At 41.4% G+C, this 18,194-nt stretch carries 14 protein-coding genes, 4 pseudogenes and 1 other annotated feature; of the genes and pseudogenes, 7 read left to right on the plus strand and 11 right to left on the minus strand.

Features of this window, described 5'->3' with window-relative positions:
* Window positions 1-469 precede the first annotated feature (469 nt).
* Window positions 470-1,159, plus strand: a complete 690-nt coding sequence (locus ACWM1W_RS15895; RefSeq protein ID WP_004812055.1) for a GntR family transcriptional regulator — start codon at window positions 470-472, stop codon at window positions 1,157-1,159.
* A gap of 227 nt (window positions 1,160-1,386) precedes the next feature.
* Here the strand turns inward: ACWM1W_RS15895 and ACWM1W_RS15900 are convergent, their stop codons facing one another.
* Window positions 1,387-1,599 carry a hypothetical protein gene (locus ACWM1W_RS15900; protein ID WP_375726245.1) on the minus strand — a complete coding sequence of 71 codons (213 nt, stop codon included), beginning with the start codon at window positions 1,597-1,599 and terminating at the stop codon, window positions 1,387-1,389.
* A 243-nt stretch (window positions 1,600-1,842) separates the two neighbouring features.
* On the opposite strand from ACWM1W_RS15900, the gene ACWM1W_RS15905 reads away from it, so the two are divergent.
* Window positions 1,843-2,055: a hypothetical protein gene (locus ACWM1W_RS15905; protein WP_004812059.1), complete on the plus strand. Its 213-nt coding sequence runs from the start codon at window positions 1,843-1,845 to the stop codon at window positions 2,053-2,055.
* 449 nt (window positions 2,056-2,504) lie between these two features.
* On the opposite strand, the pseudogene ACWM1W_RS15910 reads toward ACWM1W_RS15905, so the two are convergent.
* Window positions 2,505-3,740: pseudogene (locus ACWM1W_RS15910) on the minus strand (IS3 family transposase).
* Window positions 3,349-3,465, minus strand: a sequence feature (AL1L pseudoknot). Its footprint overlaps the pseudogene before it by 117 nt.
* A 193-nt stretch (window positions 3,741-3,933) precedes the next feature.
* Here ACWM1W_RS15910 and ACWM1W_RS15915 point away from each other — a divergent pair.
* The 4 genes from ACWM1W_RS15915 to pnuC all read left to right on the plus strand — a co-directional run bounded on the left by ACWM1W_RS15915 (window position 3,934) and on the right by pnuC (window position 8,588).
* The gene (locus ACWM1W_RS15915) at window positions 3,934-4,260 is read left to right on the plus strand and encodes a hypothetical protein (RefSeq protein WP_004812063.1); all 327 of its coding nucleotides are present in this window, start codon (window positions 3,934-3,936) and stop codon (window positions 4,258-4,260) included.
* Between the two features lie 300 nt (window positions 4,261-4,560).
* On the plus strand, window positions 4,561-5,766 hold the full coding sequence (locus ACWM1W_RS15920) for a phosphotransferase enzyme family protein (protein ID WP_375726202.1): 1,206 nt from the start codon (window positions 4,561-4,563) through the stop codon (window positions 5,764-5,766).
* A 40-nt stretch (window positions 5,767-5,806) separates the two neighbouring features.
* Entirely contained in the window at window positions 5,807-7,990 is a 2,184-nt protein-coding gene (locus ACWM1W_RS15925; protein ID WP_375726199.1) for a TonB-dependent siderophore receptor, read from the plus strand.
* Window positions 7,991-8,018: 28 nt separating this feature from the next.
* The gene (pnuC, locus tag ACWM1W_RS15930) at window positions 8,019-8,588 is read left to right on the plus strand and encodes a nicotinamide riboside transporter PnuC (protein ID WP_312308593.1); all 570 of its coding nucleotides are present in this window, start codon (window positions 8,019-8,021) and stop codon (window positions 8,586-8,588) included.
* 173 nt (window positions 8,589-8,761) lie between these two features.
* Here the strand turns inward: pnuC and exaC are convergent, their stop codons facing one another.
* Window positions 8,762-10,273, minus strand: a complete 1,512-nt coding sequence (gene exaC / locus ACWM1W_RS15935) for an acetaldehyde dehydrogenase ExaC (RefSeq protein ID WP_034171318.1) — start codon at window positions 10,271-10,273, stop codon at window positions 8,762-8,764.
* A 201-nt stretch (window positions 10,274-10,474) separates the two neighbouring features.
* Here exaC and ACWM1W_RS15940 point away from each other — a divergent pair, with 201 nt between their 5' ends.
* Entirely contained in the window at window positions 10,475-11,656 is a 1,182-nt protein-coding gene (locus ACWM1W_RS15940) for a hypothetical protein (protein WP_004779935.1), read from the plus strand.
* 516 nt (window positions 11,657-12,172) lie between these two features.
* Here the strand turns inward: ACWM1W_RS15940 and mdh are convergent.
* The 8 genes and pseudogenes from mdh to ACWM1W_RS15980 form a co-directional block, all read right to left on the minus strand.
* The gene (gene mdh, locus ACWM1W_RS15945; protein ID WP_004647793.1) at window positions 12,173-13,345 is read right to left on the minus strand and encodes an iron-dependent methanol dehydrogenase; all 1,173 of its coding nucleotides are present in this window, start codon (window positions 13,343-13,345) and stop codon (window positions 12,173-12,175) included.
* 255 nt (window positions 13,346-13,600) lie between these two features.
* Window positions 13,601-13,873 (minus strand): hypothetical protein, encoded by a 273-nt coding sequence (locus ACWM1W_RS15950; RefSeq protein ID WP_004779934.1) that lies wholly within the window; start codon window positions 13,871-13,873, stop codon window positions 13,601-13,603.
* Window positions 13,870-14,079: pseudogene (locus ACWM1W_RS15955) on the minus strand (PepSY-associated TM helix domain-containing protein); the annotation flags it as partial. The gene ACWM1W_RS15950 and the pseudogene ACWM1W_RS15955, both read right to left, overlap by 4 nt.
* A 52-nt stretch (window positions 14,080-14,131) precedes the next feature.
* Window positions 14,132-14,380 (minus strand): annotated as a pseudogene (locus ACWM1W_RS15960) (IS5/IS1182 family transposase); the annotation flags it as partial.
* A gap of 50 nt (window positions 14,381-14,430) precedes the next feature.
* Window positions 14,431-14,766: pseudogene (locus tag ACWM1W_RS15965) on the minus strand (IS481 family transposase); the annotation flags it as partial.
* Between the two features lie 64 nt (window positions 14,767-14,830).
* Window positions 14,831-15,931, minus strand: coding sequence for an ABC transporter permease (locus ACWM1W_RS15970; protein WP_375726198.1), 1,101 nt, complete (start codon window positions 15,929-15,931; stop codon window positions 14,831-14,833).
* Window positions 15,928-17,058: an ABC transporter permease gene (locus ACWM1W_RS15975; RefSeq protein WP_005237554.1), complete on the minus strand. Its 1,131-nt coding sequence runs from the start codon at window positions 17,056-17,058 to the stop codon at window positions 15,928-15,930. Before ACWM1W_RS15975 ends, ACWM1W_RS15970 begins: the two co-directional genes overlap by 4 nt.
* On the minus strand, window positions 17,058-18,188 hold the full coding sequence (locus ACWM1W_RS15980) for an HlyD family secretion protein (RefSeq protein WP_375726197.1): 1,131 nt from the start codon (window positions 18,186-18,188) through the stop codon (window positions 17,058-17,060). Before ACWM1W_RS15980 ends, ACWM1W_RS15975 begins: the two co-directional genes overlap by 1 nt.
* Window positions 18,189-18,194: the final 6 nt, after the last annotated feature.

The raw sequence follows: 18,194 nt of genomic DNA on the forward strand, positions 1-18,194 counted from the left end.
CCGCACTCAGTGCGCTTGCCGGATTCAACAGTCTGGAGATCTTAAGCCTATTGCCCTATAAAGCTCATTTTATTAAAGATAATCTTTAAGAGTCAAAGGCATTCAAATGTATAGATAGGGACTGTGTCAGGAAATGTGCTAGTAGAGGTGGGCAATAATGTCTAGAATCAAGGTACGTAATTTTCTCAGTCGATTATTACGAATAGCCGCCGATTTTGTAGATGCCTTTTAATTAGATTAGACTGTCACCACTCTCCTAGACAAATTTAGTTTATTCTTTTTGCATAAATGAGAACATTATGAGTGGACAACGATATTCTCTCAGAATCACGTATCAATCATGCTGCTAAACATTTTCATTAAAACAAGGGAATGCATCTTTTACTGATCTGTACCTTGTTTTAATTTTCCTCTGTTCTTTAATTTAGTACTATCTTTATCACTTATGAGCACTCACTGGATTCACTGAATGAAGTATATGGAAATCAGAGATTTGATTGAGGCTGAATTAAAAAATTACAGTTCTAATCAAATGATTCCATCCGAACGGTACTTGGCATTAAAGTTTGACTGTTCAAGGGAAACAGTGCGTAAGGCCTATGAACAGCTTCGTGCCGAAGATAAAATTTTCAAACGGCAAAATCTCGGCTGGTTTGTGAGTAATAAAAAAATTCAATACTATCCAAACTCAATTGAAAATTTTCGTTCTTATATGAAGGCACAGGGTTTTAATGCCAAAACTGAACTGATCTCGACCAGACAGCTGGAGCGATTTGATCACAGTGATCTTTTTAGTGAAGAAAATCGTAAATTGGGCTTTATTGAAATTATCCGTTTACGTTATGCTGATGATGTACCAGTACTTCTAGAATATAATTATTTACCTGTTGCGCTGTTTCCAGATGTGCTGAATTATAATGTGATTACTTCGGTCCAAGACGTCATTAAAAATCACTTTCATTATAATTACACGAGTAGTCAGTTAAAAATTAAAAATACCGGTGTGTCTCATTTTGAGAGCCAGCACTTAGGTATTCCTTTAAGTCAAACCGCCACTTATATTGAACGTATTTCAAAATCAGATGATCTAGTGATTGAATATGACATCGAAATCTGGTCACAGGACAAAATTGAAATGACCTTAGATATTCAAGCATAAGCTTATATTTATATCCTGCCTATTCAAATCCTAAGAAGTTAAATGGTTTTAGGATTTTTTTTATTTTCTTAGATTAGACCTCCTTCATAAATCATTCTTACTCAGTTGCAAATTATAAATTCCAGCAACTAGATTGAATCTCAAAAGAGGGGGGCTTTTAGCTCTATTGCGATAACGTTCTGAAAGCATTTTGAAAGTTTTTAGACTGCCAAATACATACTTAATTTCTATTCTTCTTTATTGATTTCCTGATTATAGATTTTTAGTTCAGGATCCAGTTTACAGCGGCTTTTGGCCTCTAATGGCAACAGGGTATTGGGATACAAAGTATAAATCCTTTGATAACCTCTATCTCTAAGAACAAAGGCTCCTGAAGGGATCTGGTTTAAATTGTGTTTGAACAATTCTAAATCAAGCGTAATTCTCAGCATGACTTTCATATCAGGATGCCAATATCAGTAAATGCCAAGAAACTTAATCCAATATTAGGGGGTATTGGGAAGTGCATTTGATTGAAGTTGAGCAGGAAGGGAAAATTAGACGTTATATCACTTCATTAATGGATCCAAGTTATAGAACCTTGGGTTTATGTAAGAATACTTATCAGATGAGCTTTTTTGTAGTATTGATCGGCCAAATACGGACCGATTTTCTTGAAAATCTTTTATAGGGAATAAAATTTAATGGCAAATTATAAAAAGAGCATAGCAATGGTCAACTACAATAGAATCCAAGAAGACATAAACAATATGAAACTAGGTACGATGAAATGGCTCGGCAATAATATTGAGTTAAATGATATGCAGGGTGTTCATACTTTCTTATTAAGTTTAGAAGAAGAAGGTGGTGTTGATATGATCGCAGTAGGTCATGAGTCTTATACAGGACATCGCTGATACATAAGGTTAAGTTTGAAAAGAATTAGCACCTCCTCTGAGAGATTTTTCTTTACCAGCTCCATCTTTGAAACATCAAGTAATTTTTTGTAACTTTATTGTTATTTATCGTTTACTTTGTTTATCATAGAGAACATGAAAGGTGGAGAATTTAAGATGCTCACTAAGGTCGAAGCCATTGTCATTTCACTAATGGTAATTGCATTAATACTCATTATTTATGAGATGGGACAAGGACTTAATTGGACTTTATAAAGGTTTTCTCAGCTTAAAAAAGTCCTCAATTGATGGCATTAATTTATTTATCAGAAGTTTAAGAATTTTAATCTTACCCTTAGCTGACTAAAGATGAATAATATCTATATTGGTGATATTTTTTACCTAGTTTACGGTAGTCATCCAATGATGGTTGAACCGTACCGGGTTTGTCGGAGACTTTTTTATTTAAGTTAGGCCACCTGACCTAACGGGTTAATCTTATCATAGTACATTGCTTCAAACTCAAAAGGCGATACATAACCCAGTGCACTGTGTACACGCTTTTTATTAAACCAATCTACCCAGTTTAGTGTCGCAAGTTGTACATCTGCTAAACCTTGCCAATCTGCTTTTAGATATTCAATCACCTCTGTTTTGTATAAGCCATTCACCGTTTCAGCCAAAGCATTATCGTATGAATCACCAGTCGTACCGACTGATGCTCGTAAATTTGCTGCTTCTAAACGCTTGGTATAGCGAATGGAAAGATATTGCACACCTCTATCGGAATGATGAATCACATTCTTTGGCATACCTCGATCATGCAATGCTTGCTCTAATGCATCAAGCACCATATCTATATTCATCCGTGTAGATACTTTCCATCCAACAATTGCTCGTGAGAACACATCAATAATAAAGGCGGTATAGACCCAGCCTGAATTTGTTTGAATATAGGTAAAGTCAGCAACCTGAGAAACACTGTTTCGTAAGGTGATTAGGCTGATCAGCTCTAAAATTCCGTTTCACCAAGTCAGGTGCTCGTTTTTGGTCATCTCGGCTACGGGTGGTTTGTTTGTTCTTACCTCGCCAAACACCTTGTATACCTAGCTTTTTCATTAATCGAGCAACAGTACAGCGTGCAATAATATAGCCTTCACGTTTCAGTTTTTGCCAGACTTTACGTACACCATACCGACCTGAACTTTCCTTCCAAATTCGTTTAATCTCCTCAGCATGATGCAAGTCATGTAAATCTCGCTTTGCTCGATGTTCTGGATTTTCCCAGAGATCTAGAGTCCGGTAATAGGTTGAAGCTGCGATCGTTAAAATCCTACAAATCGCATCAACACCATATAAGTCTTTATTGTTATGGATGAAATCCACCATTATTTGTGTGGGCGGTCTAGCTCCGCCTGGGCGAAAAAAGCGGCTGCTTTACGTAGAATTTCATTGGCACGCTTTAATTCTTTAATTTCACGTTCCATTTGCTTCATTTTTTCTTGATCAGATATCTGTTGTACTTTAATAGGATTTTGCTGATCTAAATGCTTTTGATGCCAGGCACGAAGTGTTTCAGGAGTACAACCAATCTTAGGCGCAATTTCTGTGATTGCAGCCCAAGTAGAAGGATAATCTTTTTCAGATTCAATCAATAATTGAACCGCTCTTTCTCTGATTTCAGGGGGATATTTTAATTTTGTCATCGAACCTTGCGAAGCAGTGCTTCTCACTCAGAATATTGACTCTCCGACAAACCCGGTACGGTTCACTAATACTATTGAGAAACTGATTGATCAAAGTATTTCAAATTAAGAAATAAATAATTTTATATTTAGCTCTGATGGGATAACCATCAGGGTATTTTTTTGTCATTAAAATCTAATTTGAGACATCATTATGAATGATTTTTTTCTAGAAACGAATCGAAGCATCAAAATCAATGACATTGAAGTTCGTCAGATACAGATGAAAGACTTCGATACTTGGGCAATCCCTGCTAAGCCGTTAAAGAACTTCATTAAAGACCAAAATCATTCAAATGAAATTTTGAGAGGGTTATTCAAAGCTCATAGTGTACAGGTCATTTCGACCATGGCATGTGTTACTGATCTGAACAATGAATCACTGGTAGAATTTGCTGCTGATAAACAGGGATTTAAAGAGCTACTTAGTGAAGTCATGAAAATGAATTACGGTACATTTCAAAACTACGTTATCGCTTGAACTGAGGATAAGAAAGCTTGTTTGAATCGATATATTTTCATCCGCAGATTATGCGCGAATGCTAAGAAATCTGGAGTTCGAATATTAACCAAAAAGAAGATCATTTTTTGATTTATGCGAGAGATCTATTCTATTTTTATATTTATAAGGCTAAACTTGCCTTCAATTTAATACTGGTATGTACCACTTAATTTTAGGGCGTGTCTTCAATATTAAATGTATTTAAAAATACTGTTTGCATGTTCGCCTAAACGATGATTTTCCATTATTAGATAATGATCTAGCTCAGGAATAGTGATGATGACCATAATTACCAATGATTTAGGTCATGGTATGGGCAATGCCTGGGAACATAAAGACTGGGCACATATTTCTGATCCAGAATTACAAAGCCTGCAGCAGCAATATTCCTGTTTACAAGGTCATTTTGAGATTTTGTGGTATAGTCCCCGGCCATTTTCATCTGCGGCGCTGGTCAAGGTGGAGCAGGATTTTGTGATCAGGGATGAAGCAGTCGCGCATCAGTATTTGATTAAGCGCAGCCATTATTCCTTTCGTCGTGCCCGCGATATTTTACAGGAGCATGCTGTTCTTCAGCATTTAGCTAGCAAAGAAATTCCTGTTGCAGCATTGATTAGCTCAAATCAAGGTCTGACTGCTTTAGAGCTAGGTGACTGGACCTATGAAGTCTATGCAAAAGCAGTCGGCTTAGATCTGTATGCAGATCAGCAATCCTGGAAACCTTTTTTCTATGCTGAACATGCTGCGAAAGCGGGGCAATTACTGGCAAGGTTACATATGGCCATGCAGGATTTTCCTGAGCAGCAAGGCCGATCAGCATCTTATTTAGTGTCCAATCAGCAGCTTTTAGACAGTGAAAATATCATTACAGCCATTCAACGGCGCATTGCAAACAGTTCAGAATTAAGCCGTTATTTTGCCGATAAAAATTTAGATCCTTACTTTTTAGATCGAATCTTACAGGTTCACCAGCGTATTCAGCCTGTATTGCAACAGGCAAGCAAAATTTGGACCCATAACGATTTACACGCTTCTAATCTATTCTGGTCAGCGCCGGATGCCAAAGCTGAAATTACTGCCGTAATTGATTTTGGTTTATCTGACCGAAACTCGGCACTTTATGATCTGGCTGTGACGATTGAACGTAATTTCATTGATTGGTTGGAATTAGAGCAGAGCCCACATATTCAGATTGATGAAGCTGGTTTAACTGCCTTTCTACATGCTTATTTTTCTGAAGTACATCCACAAGAAGATTTTAGTATTTTGCCAGAACTACTGAAAATCGTGCATTTGGATTTCGCTTTTTCAGAGCTGGAGTATTTTGTGGGTATTACCCACAACCTCAACCATGCAGATGCGGCTTATTACGATTGGATTATCGGTCATGTGGACTGGTTCTTTGGCGAACAAGGCCAACAATTTACCCAGACTTTAACTCGGCTCATTCAAGATGAATTGCAAGCTTCTCAATGCTCTCTCTAAACCCAGCATCATCACCCACTTCACATACATAAGGTTTCGTATGAACACTCGTCAACTCAAACAGAATGTATTAACCCGATCTTTAAAAATGATCATTCTGTCACCGCTGTGTTTAGCCCCGCTGACTTATGCTGAAGATGCTGTGCAACAGCTTGACACGATTGTTATCACCGCCGATCAAAGCATTCCTTACTCGAGTGCCAAAGTGAATGTTGAAGGATTTGCTACGAACAGTCTGCAAAAACTCCCTGCATCGGTCTCTATCTTGACTGCCGATCTCATTGCTGAACAACATGCTCGTGTGCTGAGCGATGTGGTAAAAAATGATGCAGCCATCGGTGAGGGCTATGCTGCAATTGGCTATTATCCAAACTTTGTCTCGCGTGGCTTTGCACTCGATTTGGCATCAAGCTACCTCATTAATGGCAATGTGATTCGTGGTGAACAAAATGTTGCACTTGAAAACAAAGAACGTGTGGAAATTTTAAAAGGCATTTCCGCGATTCAAAGTGGTATGTCGACCCCGGGTGGGGTTGTGAATTATGTCACCAAGCGACCTAAAGATATCCAGGCCCTGACATTCTCTGCTGATCAACATGGACAGTTTTCAGTGGCAACTGATCTAGGTGGTTTTTGGGGTGATGAGCAACAATTCGGATATCGCATCAATCTGGTGAATGAACAGATGGATTCTTATGTCGATCATGTGGAGGGTGAACGCTATTTAGCGGCATTGGCATTGGATTGGAAGATGTCAGCGCAATCCAAAGTAGAACTTGATCTTGAAGCACAGCATTCCGAACAAAAATCAGTGCCAGGTTATCAATTACTGGATGGCAAAGTCCCAGAAAATGTGAAATGGGATCGATTGCTGGGTTATCAGACTTGGGGCAAACCGGTCACGATCGATAGTCTGAATAGCAGTTTAAAATATAGTTATGCTTTGAATGATGACTGGAACTTGGGACTCGTTGCAGCCCACAGTAAATCCAGAGTTGATGACTATTCAAGCTTTGCTTATGGTTATTATCGGGAAGGCTGTCTAGAAGCGTATTCCTGTAATACGTTTGGTAAAGCTGGCGAGTATGATATTTACGATTATCAGAATCCAGATGAAACCTTTAAAACCAACCAATTTAAAGTCAAACTAGATGGGGTGATTGATACCAATTGGGCGCAACATTATCTAAATTTTGATATTACACAAACCAATAAATCGCGAGATCGTTTTGCTGGTGTCAATGAATGGATTGGTGTAGGTAATATTTATACAGAAACCATAGATTTTTCCCCAGTAACAGCGAATGCTGGACCAAAATATCAAGCACTTAAAAGTAAACAAACTGCATTTACAGCATTAGACCGTATTGAATGGAATGAACATTGGACCACTTTAATTGGCGGAAAATGGATCGAGCTTGATGAGCAAGCACATGCTTATGATGCAGAGGGTAAGCAGGTAATAAAAGTCCGCGATACCGATTTAGCTAAATTTTTACCGCAATTCGCAATCAGCTATAGCCCCTTGGAATCGACTACCGTCTATGCCTCGTATGCCAAAGGCTTGTCAGATGGAAAATCAGCACCTTGGTTTGCAGAGAATGCTGCTGAAACCCTAGCACCGATCTACTCAGAGCAATATGAAGTTGGTTTCAAACAACAGATCAAGCAGTTTTTATTGACTGCCTCGCTATTTGATTTACGCCAAGACAACCAATATAGCAAGCCGATTTCAGGACTTCGCTATTTTGTTGCGGAAGGCGAACAACATAGTCAGGGTCTGGAGCTCGGACTGAATGGTGCATTAACCGATCATCTGGCCTTAACTTCATCTTTTACCTTGACTAAAGCCCGTTTAGAAAATGTAGAAGCGGTTGAATATGGTAATCATCAGGCGCAAAACGTGCCAAAAGCTCGTTTCGCAACACATCTTCGCTATAACGTACCGAGCATTGCAGGTTTCACTATTCTGGCAGGTGGTCAATACAGTTCCAGCAAATATGCCAACAAAGAGGGTGCTGCGAAAGTTGCAGGTTATAGTGTGGTTGATTTAGGCGCTGCTTATCAATTTAAGCTAAATACGACCGATGCATTGCTGCGCTTGAATATTAATAATCTGTTCAACAAGAAATACTGGCGTGATGCAGGTGAATTTTTGGGTGACGATTATTTATTCTTGGGTTCGCCGCGTACAGCAACCTTGTCATTCAATCTGAACTTCTAAATTGGCTGCTTAATCAGGTTATATTGCTATGGAAAATATAGAAATTGCAGCGTTCATTTTAAACGTTTTAGGTGTCTGGTTGACCTCCAAACAATATAAAGTCTGCTGGTTAGTGAATATTGTCGCTGTATTTTTATATATGATTATTTTTTATCGCGTCAATTTATTTGCAGACGCAGCATTACAAGCCATATTTATCTTGATGCAACTGTATGGCTGGTATAGCTGGTCGAAGAAAAATCATGACCAGGCTATCACCGTGCAGATTGGCTATTTGAATAAAAAAATCTGGGTATATAGTCTGATTGTGGGTATTGTCGCCGGTCTGGTGATTGGCGCCTTATTTGCTCATTTCACCACAGCATCACTCCCTTGGTTGGATTCCATGTTGGCTTCTTTTAGCTTGGTGGCAAGTTATTGGGCGGCAAAAAAATATATTGAAAGCTGGGGATTATGGTGTGTGTTAGATGTGATTTATGTCGGCATGTATAGCTATAAGTCATTGTATTTAACCGCCGTGCTTTATTTTATTTTTATTCTTCTGGCACTCAATGGCTGGAGAATGTGGCGAAATCTTTATAGAGTGAAATTATCTTGAAATGACACTATTGCAAATAGAAATTTGAGGTGATGCTCTTTCCTTTAAAAAAAAGTGTTTATAAACTAAAAACTTTATTTGAATTGGCCGCAGCTTGAAGATGTTGCTGATATTTTGTGAAAGCTAGCTACCATACATTCAAAGCGAACCGAAGTTCGCTTTTATTTCACTTCTTAAAAGAACCCGGCTGGTTTGGTCGAATAGCTGACTAGCAAGTTTTTAGTCTGCTGATAATGATCCAGCATCATTCTGTGATTCTCACGCCCAATCCCTGATTTTTTATAACCACCGAAAGCCGCATGGGCAGGGTAGATGTGATAACAGTTGGTCCAGACCCGACCTGCCTGAATAGCACGGCCTGCACGGTAAGAGGTATGCGCTGAGCGTGACCAGACACCGGCACCGAGTCCATAAATCGTATCATTGGCGATCTTGATCGCATCATCGAAGTCTTTGAAGGTGGTCACAGCCAGTACAGGCCCGAAGATTTCTTCCTGGAAGGTTTTCATGTCATTGGTGCCTTTAAAGATGGTCGGTTCAATATAGAAACCTTGACCCACTTCATGACGTGCTTCACCACCGGTCAGGATCTGTGCGCCTTCTTCACGGCCAGTGGCAATACAACCCAGAATCTTGTCCTGCTGTTCCTGTGAGGCTTGCGCACCAATCATGGTGTCGGTATCTAACGGATGACCAGTCTTAATCCGTTGCACCCGCTCTACTGCACGCGCCAGAAATTCATCGGCAATACTTTCCTGTACCAAGGCACGGGAAGGACAGGTACAGATTTCACCCTGGTTCAGGGCAAACATGGCAAAGCCTTCCAGAGCTTTGTCCAGATAATCGTCTTCCTGATCCATAATGTCGGCAAAGAACAAGTTTGGTGATTTACCGCCAAGTTCCAGCGTTACCGGAATAATATTTTCAGTTGCATACTGCATTATCATTTGGCCGACGGCAGTCGAGCCGGTAAAGGCAATCTTGGCAATACGGGGATTGGTCGCCAGTGGACGGCCGACTTCGACCCCGTAGCCATTGACGATGTTCAACACGCCCGGCGGCAAAATGTCCTGAATCAGTTCAGCTAGCACCAGAATACTGACCGGAGTCTGTTCTGCAGGTTTCAGCACAATACAGTTGCCTGCAGCCAAGGCTGGCGCGAGTTTCCAGGCGGCCATCAGAATCGGGAAGTTCCAGGGAATGATTTGTCCGACTACACCAAGCGGTTCATGGAAATGGTAGGCGATAGTATCTTCATCAATTTCGGAAATGCCACCTTCCTGAGCCCGGATACAGCCGGCAAAGTAACGGAAATGGTCAATGGCCAGTGGAATATCGGCAGCCAGCGTTTCACGGATCGGTTTTCCATTGTCCCAGGTTTCTGCTACAGCCAACATTTCCAGATTTTGTTCCAGACGGTCGGCAATTTTCAACAGAATATTGGAGCGGGTGGTCGGCGATGTTCTGTTCCATTGTTCTTTGGCTTTGTGCGCTGCATCCAGGGCCAATTCAATGTCTTCTACAGAAGAACGCGGTACTTTGGTAAAGACTTTGCCATCTACCGGAGAGAGATTGTCAAAGTATTCGCCTTTGACCGGAGCGACCCATTCGCCGCCAATGAAATTATCGTATTGTGCTTTAAATTGAATTTTTGAACCAGGTTGATTGGGATCGATGTAACGCATATTTATTTCCTTTGCTTATTTTCGTATGGCAAAACCGCTTCTACAGCTTTGGTATAAGGTACTTCTGCACCTTATTTGATTAATATAAATGAGGTAAGGTTGGAAAAAGGTTGGAGCTAGCATGTTCACGATCTTTTCATCTATTTTAAAAGAATAACGATTACAGCGGATGTAAATCATGAATTGTTGTGAGAATAAGGAATGATGACAAAACAAGATTTGGCGCAAAAAAGGCACAATATCGATCAGCTTCGGCAAAGTAGCAGTTTATCTCCCCTTCATGCAGAACAGCTGGGACAGAGTATTGCCAGCTCTTGGCAGCGCTCATCCTCGGCTGAAATCCCTAAGAATCGTTTAGCAGCACCACTGACAGATATAAAAAAGACCACTTCTTCTTTAACTTTAGCCTATGCTCTACACCATTGTGCACAAGACTTGAAACATATTGCAGAGCAGTCATCGATGGTGTTGGCAGTCGGTGATATAGGCAGCACTATCATCTGGACAGCGTCCAGCCCGCAAATGCAAAGTGCCGCAGAAAGTGTACATTTTATTGAAGGTGGACAATGGCGCGAAGAGCTAGTCGGAACCAATGCATTGGCATTATCCTTAAAAACTCAACAATCCAGCTGTGTCTTTTCCAGTGAACATTACATGTCCTCCATTCATGATTGGGTTTGTTACGCTGCTCCGATTATTGATCCCTATTCAAAACAGGTCTTAGGTGTCATTGATCTGTCAACTACCTGGCCAAAGCATAACAGTTTAGCACTACTAGCTGCGGAGCGCTGTGCTACGATCATCCAGTCGGCTCTACTAGAATGCCAGAAGCAGCGCCTGTTTATTCGGGCTTTTTCAGTACCTCAAGTGCTGTTTAATGGCAAGGTGCTAGTTCTGACCCCTCGACAGATTGAAATTCTAGCCATTCTGGCCTTATGTCCGCAGGGCCTGAGTCTAGATACCTTGCATCAGGCCTTATATGGCGAACGCAAGGTCAGTATAGGGACTTTAAAAGCAGAAATGTCACAGTTACGCGATGTACTAGGTGGTATGCTAGGTTCCAGACCCTATCGTTTATTGGCGGATGTAGAGGCTGACTTTTTAATGATGGAGCAATCCCTAGATGCTGGATATATTGATTCAGCCTTGAAATTATGTACCGGCGTATTTCTGGCTAGAACAGAAAGTCCATTTCTATGCGCTTGGAGAGATTGTCTGGAATCACGCCTGAGCGATGCCATTTTCAAGGCTAATGAAACCGATGTCCTGCTGAAACATGTGGCACATTTTCCTGAAGCGATTGATGCTATAGAACGCCTGATTGAACTGATGCCCAAAATCCATCCCGTTCATCAGACTCTGTTAAAATATAAAAATCTTTAAAGCTGATGTAACTGTCGGTACAAAGCTAAACAGTTAAAATAGGAAAATTCTGGAATATTAAGTATTATCCTTGCTTACTGTGGGTTTACTTATTGATTTAGACTGAACCTGATCCTAAAATTTTTATCAGTGGCTACCCAGTTTGCCTAGCTGCTTGATGGGATGCTCTTCATTAAAATCAGCTACGCTCACCTTCATGTCATTTGAAGGACGCGCAGTTTATTCCTCAGGGATCAAATATAATCGTAAGATAATACGCTATGAAATTTTATTTGTGGCTGAAACAGGCTAAAAAAATCTTGGCATTTTTCTACCATGGGATTAATGTCGATAATCATAATGAAAGGGGCTTGATAAAAAAGAAACACCCCCCGTTTTTATCCTCTTATGAAGGCAAAAGGATCAGCCAGGAACAGGAAAATGCATGTCTGCTCTTGGCACACTTCCTCAGAAAGTGAAACAGGGGCTGTTAAAAATGTAAGTCAGATGATTGGAAAGAAGACTTACATTGAGGCACTACATCGCCGCTTTAAAAATATCTACCACTTGGGCATGGCTGGCTTTACGTGGATTGGTCAGCATGCAGGCATCTTTTTGTGCATTTTCCGCCATGATGGCCAAGTCAGCTTCTTTTACATTCAATTCCGTCAGCCCAGATGGAATACCAATTGAAGCCGAAAGCTGACGAATGGCGCCAATCGCTTCATAAGCTGCTTCAGTTACGGTTAAGCCTTCTGTATTCACCCCCATCAATTGGGCAATTTTGGCATAACGTTCAGGACAAGCAATCAGGTTAAATTCACAAACATGGGGGAGCAGAATTGCATTACAAACACCATGCGGCAAGTTGTAGAAGCCTCCGAGCTGATGTGCCATCGCATGCACATATCCTAAAGAGGCGTTGTTAAAGGCCATTCCGGCAAGATATTGGGCATAGCTCATGGCATCCCGTGCTTCCAGATTATCCCCATTCGCCACTGCCGGGCTAAGCCATTCGCTGATCATGGTAATCGCCTTTTCTGCACAGGCATCAGTGATTGGGTTTGCTGCTGTAGACACATAGGCTTCTACTGCATGCGTCAAGGCATCCATACCTGTTGCCGCAGTCAGCCCTGCAGGTTTGGCCAACATAAGTTTAGGGTCATCAATCGCAATGAGTGGTGTACAACGCCAATCTACAATCGCCATTTTCACATGGGTATCGGTATTGGTAATGATACAGAAACGTGTCATCTCCGAAGCTGTCCCTGCTGTAGTATTGATTGCAATCAGTGGTGTCATCGGGACGGTACTTTTATCAATCCCTTCATAATCACGGATATGTCCGCCACCTGCAGTGACTAGGCCAATGCCTTTGGCACAGTCATGTGATGAACCCCCACCTAACGATACAATAAAATCACAGGCATTTTCATTATAAGCTGTAACTCCATGATGCACGTTAATATCAGTTGGATTGGGTTCCGCGCCTGGGAAAATATAACTGTCAACACCCGCCTCTTTCAAATAGTTTGCAATATCATCTGCAACACCAAATTTAAACAGCCCCGCATCAGTTACAATCAGCGCTTTCTTGGCACCTAAATTTTGTGCTTTTATCCCGATTTCTTTAGCACAGCCCGGACCAAAAAGTGAAACACAGGGAATATAAAAACCGTTAGTTTGATCTGAAATATTTTTAAAAGCCATGGTGTGATTCCTTCTACCATTCATTGATTATTTTATCGGTGACCCTCACCGTAATATGAGTATTGGATGAAGTTAAAAAGAATCCTACCTACCAAATACCTACCAATTTAAATTTTTGATTCTAGCCAAAATAATGAATCTGAAATATTTAAAAGTAGGTTGGCAAGGTTTAGCAGATACTGGGTAGATTGGTTCAATAGAGGGCATGTAAGTAGCGCACTAGGCTGTTTGCTACTTTCTGATTTTAAATAAATACTAAAGTGCTTTATTCATTTTTAAGATAAAGATAAACAGTACAGGGCTTAGAAATATCCATAGAGCCACAAAGCTGATACTGGAGCTAAACCGGGTCCGTAATAAAACCATTGCAACGAATAAGAAAATACCTGCTGCGAATTTAGTGTACGTAGGAAAATTCGCTAAAAAAGCGTACCGAGATTTTCGGGTTTTTAGAATCTGCTTTGCACTTACAGTATAAAAGGCAAAGCAGCTTAGCCAAAGCAGACCGATCACTGCAATCCATATCATGTTGATGATTCCTGTTGCGTAACTTTTAGTTTGGCGTGAATTTTATTGACCGCCTTTTGATGAATAGGGGTAATTTTCTGGTGTAACAATAGGGCGAGAAGTGCCAAGGGCCATAACATCAGGTCAATACGCAAAAAAGGCCAATAAGTCGCAAAAGAATCAACATATTACTGGGAAACTAAATAATAAATATCAATCAGGGGAAGGGCTTTGTTGCACAAAGGTTTGAAAGACAATGCTGCCCTAATTGAGCTAAATTCAAGTGACAACTTGGGTATTAGGGCGATCTAATTCTGTGAATTTATTCAAAACTGCTACACGTGCATGAATCTCATCCACCTGACTAGCAAAACTCCTTGCTGTTAATTTATCGCCTAATCATTTGATGCAATGCATTTTGGTTTCCACTAAACTTCGATGATGATAACCAGACCATTTTTTCCAAAGTGACCGACCTAGCCGTTTGACTGATTTTAATAATTCATTCCTCTCTAAAGATCTCAATTTCTTATGAAGCGCTTTCTGACAGGCCGATCACCTTGTACCTTAGGCAGTCATGAAATACCATGCCGCTGCAAGCAGCGGTGTAACGACCAGCGTGTCAGATAAGGAATACTCGGCTGCAATGTATAAGGGCAATCGTCTAGCGGCAACAAAGTGCGTTTTCGAAAAGCAACAATTGCCGCCTCATTTTCAGGCGATAACACGCTTGAGCGAGGATTCTTTGGCCCTGTTGTAAGATCATCTACTGAAGTAAGTTTCTTCCATTTTGCGACAGTCTTTTGATTGATGCCGTAACGCTTGGCTAGCGTTATTAAGCTCTCTTAACTATTTTGTATTGCTCGACGCACTGTCTGTGTCGTTGTGGCGCTGTTGTGTAGAACTTGTCCCATAGTGCTGCATCTTTCCATTTCTCTGAGAATATTACACCATTAAAATCTGGGACTAAACACCTAGCTAGAAAGTTCCACAGTTTGAAATTAAACGTCGATAAGCCAAGAAAAAGTACAAGCTGCCGATCATTCCGAGATAAAGCAATTTAGGCAAGACTAGCTCTGTAGGTACACCCATCTGATTGAGTTGAATAAACATCTGCACAATTTGGGTGGAAGGCAGGATTTCGCCAACGACTTGCATCCAGATAGGCATTGCAGCATGCGGCCAGGCCGCACCAGATAAAAAGAACAGTGGAATGGAAGTGAATACAATCACATGACCCGCACGTTCCGGCAAATCCAGAAAACTGGCGAATAGGCAGGTCATGCCAATTATTGTATAGATAAAAACTGGAACAGCCAGTAGCATCCCGAACAGGTTGCCACCACGTGGATAATCAAATAGCCAGAAGCTAAAGCCGAATAAATAGAAACATCCCAGACAGCCAATAGTAAAGACCGCTAAACACATCCCAACCAATGCATTTGCGTTTAATTCTACTTTTCTTTCCCGATATACTAAAATTAGCATACTCAAACCCAAAAGAATGGTTTGGTGAATAATTAAAGGTGCAACAGCAGGAAAGACATAGCTGCCATAGCCGGACAGCGGATTAAATAAAGGAATTTGATGCACAGAAAGGGCAGGTGAAAAATCCGAGACCTTGCCAAAGCGTTCAGTATAATCTGCCAAAGTTTGCTCAACTGATGTAGCTAAGCCCAGACCAATTTGTTTGGTCACTAAAAAGTTGGCCGTGCTTAAATACAGTCCAATTCCGCCTGTTTCACCATGCCTTAAGCTTTGCGATAAATTGTCCGGTAGTAACAAGATACCATCGGCTTTTTGAGATTCCATCCATTGTTTGGCTTCGGCAAAATTTCCGGTAATCGCCTGAATTTCGACATTGGGGCTTTGTGCCACCTGACCAATAATGCGGGTACTTAAGCTACTTTGTTCTTCATCGACAATAATAATCGGTAAGGCTTCAGCCTGCTGTGCCTGATAAGCGGTTGGATAAAAAAAGCTGTAAAACAAGACAGATAGAATCAGCGTGGTAAAGATCGTGCCGTGACTGACGATATCTTTAAAGCTTTGTAGATAGTAAAACCAAAGGGATTTCATGGTGTTGCTCCTTTGGCGATTTTTTTAAGAAACAGATAAGCCAGCAGAGCGTAGACTAGGGCATAGATCAGCAGCATTAATCCAGCTTGCAGTGAAATATGCAATGGACTACCAATCACCCATTGTTCAGTTTGTAATTTGGCATAGGGCGTGAACGGAATAATATTGGACCAGAACTGGGTGAATAGGGGCGCATTATTTAAAGGTAAGGTCACACCGGCAAAACTTAAAGATGAACCACCATAGACCGCAATGATGCCAAAAGATTTACTTAAATCTTTGGTTGCTAGAACCACTGCACTGCTTAAAAATGCATAAGCGCTATATAGCAGAAATTGTGCCGATAGAATCAGAGCGAGCGAGCCGGCAACAAACCAGCCGCGAATTTCAATCAGCCAGAACATCCAGATCCAGGTCCATAGACTAAAAATAGCCACATAGATCAGGTTCTTAGACAGCAATGCCATCCAGATGGATGAGTTGCTAATCCAGCTTGTTAAGGTCTGCCGCTTCAGTTCCTGACCGACGGAAAATGCCACACAACAACACAACAGTAAATGCAGAATTGCCGGAATGACATAGAGTTCCAGATAGAATTCATAATTCAGTTGTGGATTATACAGCGGCGATATTTTGATATGCGGTGACGGTGCTTCGAGAGAAGGCAGCCGGTTGCCCAGATATTGCTGTCCGCTAAATTCAGCCAGTGCTTGCAGGGTACTGACCAGCATGGCAGAGGAAATGGTATTTCCGATACTGAAATAACTCTGGTTAAAGGCAATACTGATGTCAGCATCCCGGGCACGAACCAGACGTTGCTCGGCACCGCTGGGAATATGGATATAACCCCAAATTTTATTTTGATTTAACAGGCGCTCAATTTCAGCTGTTTGTTCCGACACCGTAGCAATTTTAAGAGTATGATTCAGCGCCACATGCTGATAAATGCTTTGACTCAGCGCACTCTGGTCTTGATCAATAATCGCAATCGGTAAATGATCCGGTTTCCCTTGAGCAAACATGCTGCTGAATAAAATAATCACCAGTGCAGGTGCGAGCGTGACCAGACACAGATCCCATTTTTCGCGGAGCAGATAGCGCAGTTCGCGCCATATACCCGTCCACATTATCGGGTCTCTTTCAGTTTAAATAACACGCTCATCCCAACTTTCAGTTCAGGAATCGCTGGTGTGGGCACAAGATGCAGCTTAAAACTTCGCACATCATAACCGCCGGTTTGGCGTGTGGTCTTAATGGTGGCAAATTCACCTTCAGCACTGATCTGCTTGATTTTAAAAGTGGCGGTTTTATCTAGGGCGGGAATATAACCTTCAATACTGCTCAATTTCTGAAACGGGGCATATTGGTCTTCACGAATATTCAGGCTCACCCACATTTGATCTTCAATCAGGCTGACCACAGGGACTGCGGTGGCTACCAGCTCCGAGACTTTGCCATAGGTTTTAGACACCGTTCCGTTTACAGGTGCTACTAATTGGGTTTCTGCTTCTAAAGCATTGGCTTCATCCAGCGCAGCCTGGGCAATATCTACCTGTGCATCGGCGGAACTCTTTTGCTGCGAAGTGCTGCCACGTTTGGCACGTGCATATTGCTGATACGCCGCCTCTGTCATTTGCGCCGCTGATTGACTGGCTGCATACAATTCATCACGGCGCTGGCGTGAAATCACACCTTCCTTCAATAAATTTGCACCACGCTCATAAGAAACTTTGGCTAAATTTTGCTGTGCTTTCAGCGCTTGCCAGTTGGCATACAGACTGGCGATATTTTCTTCCTGCGAGCCGCGTTCAGCAGTCGATTGTAAGGCCAGCGCAGATTGTAAAGCCGCTGCGGCTTGCTGTTTTTTGGCCTGAATTTCCGGGCTGTTTAAGCGCACCAGTACATCGCCTTTTTTGACCCGCTGACCTTCTTCTACATAAATTTCTTCAATACGGCTTGGCACTTTGGTCGCCACCTGAACTGTTTCAGCTTCTACACGACCCTGCAATTCAAGCGGAGCCGGTTGGTAGCTTTTCCATAATCCAAAAGCGATGACTGCCAGCAGAACTGGAATCAGGGCGAGCAATAAATATTTTTTCTTTTTAGCGATTTCAGGAGCTTGTTGTTGCTCGGTCGAAGTCGTCGCGTTGTTTTCTATTTCAGTTTTTTTTTCTACCTGTTGCGCAGGAGATTTTTCTGTATCGCTGGATGAAGCCGCTTCATTCACAGGATCATTGGGTTTTTGATCTTCGTTCATGTTCGG

It is taken from the genome of Acinetobacter sp. TW_SC_4 (genome assembly GCF_054861205.1).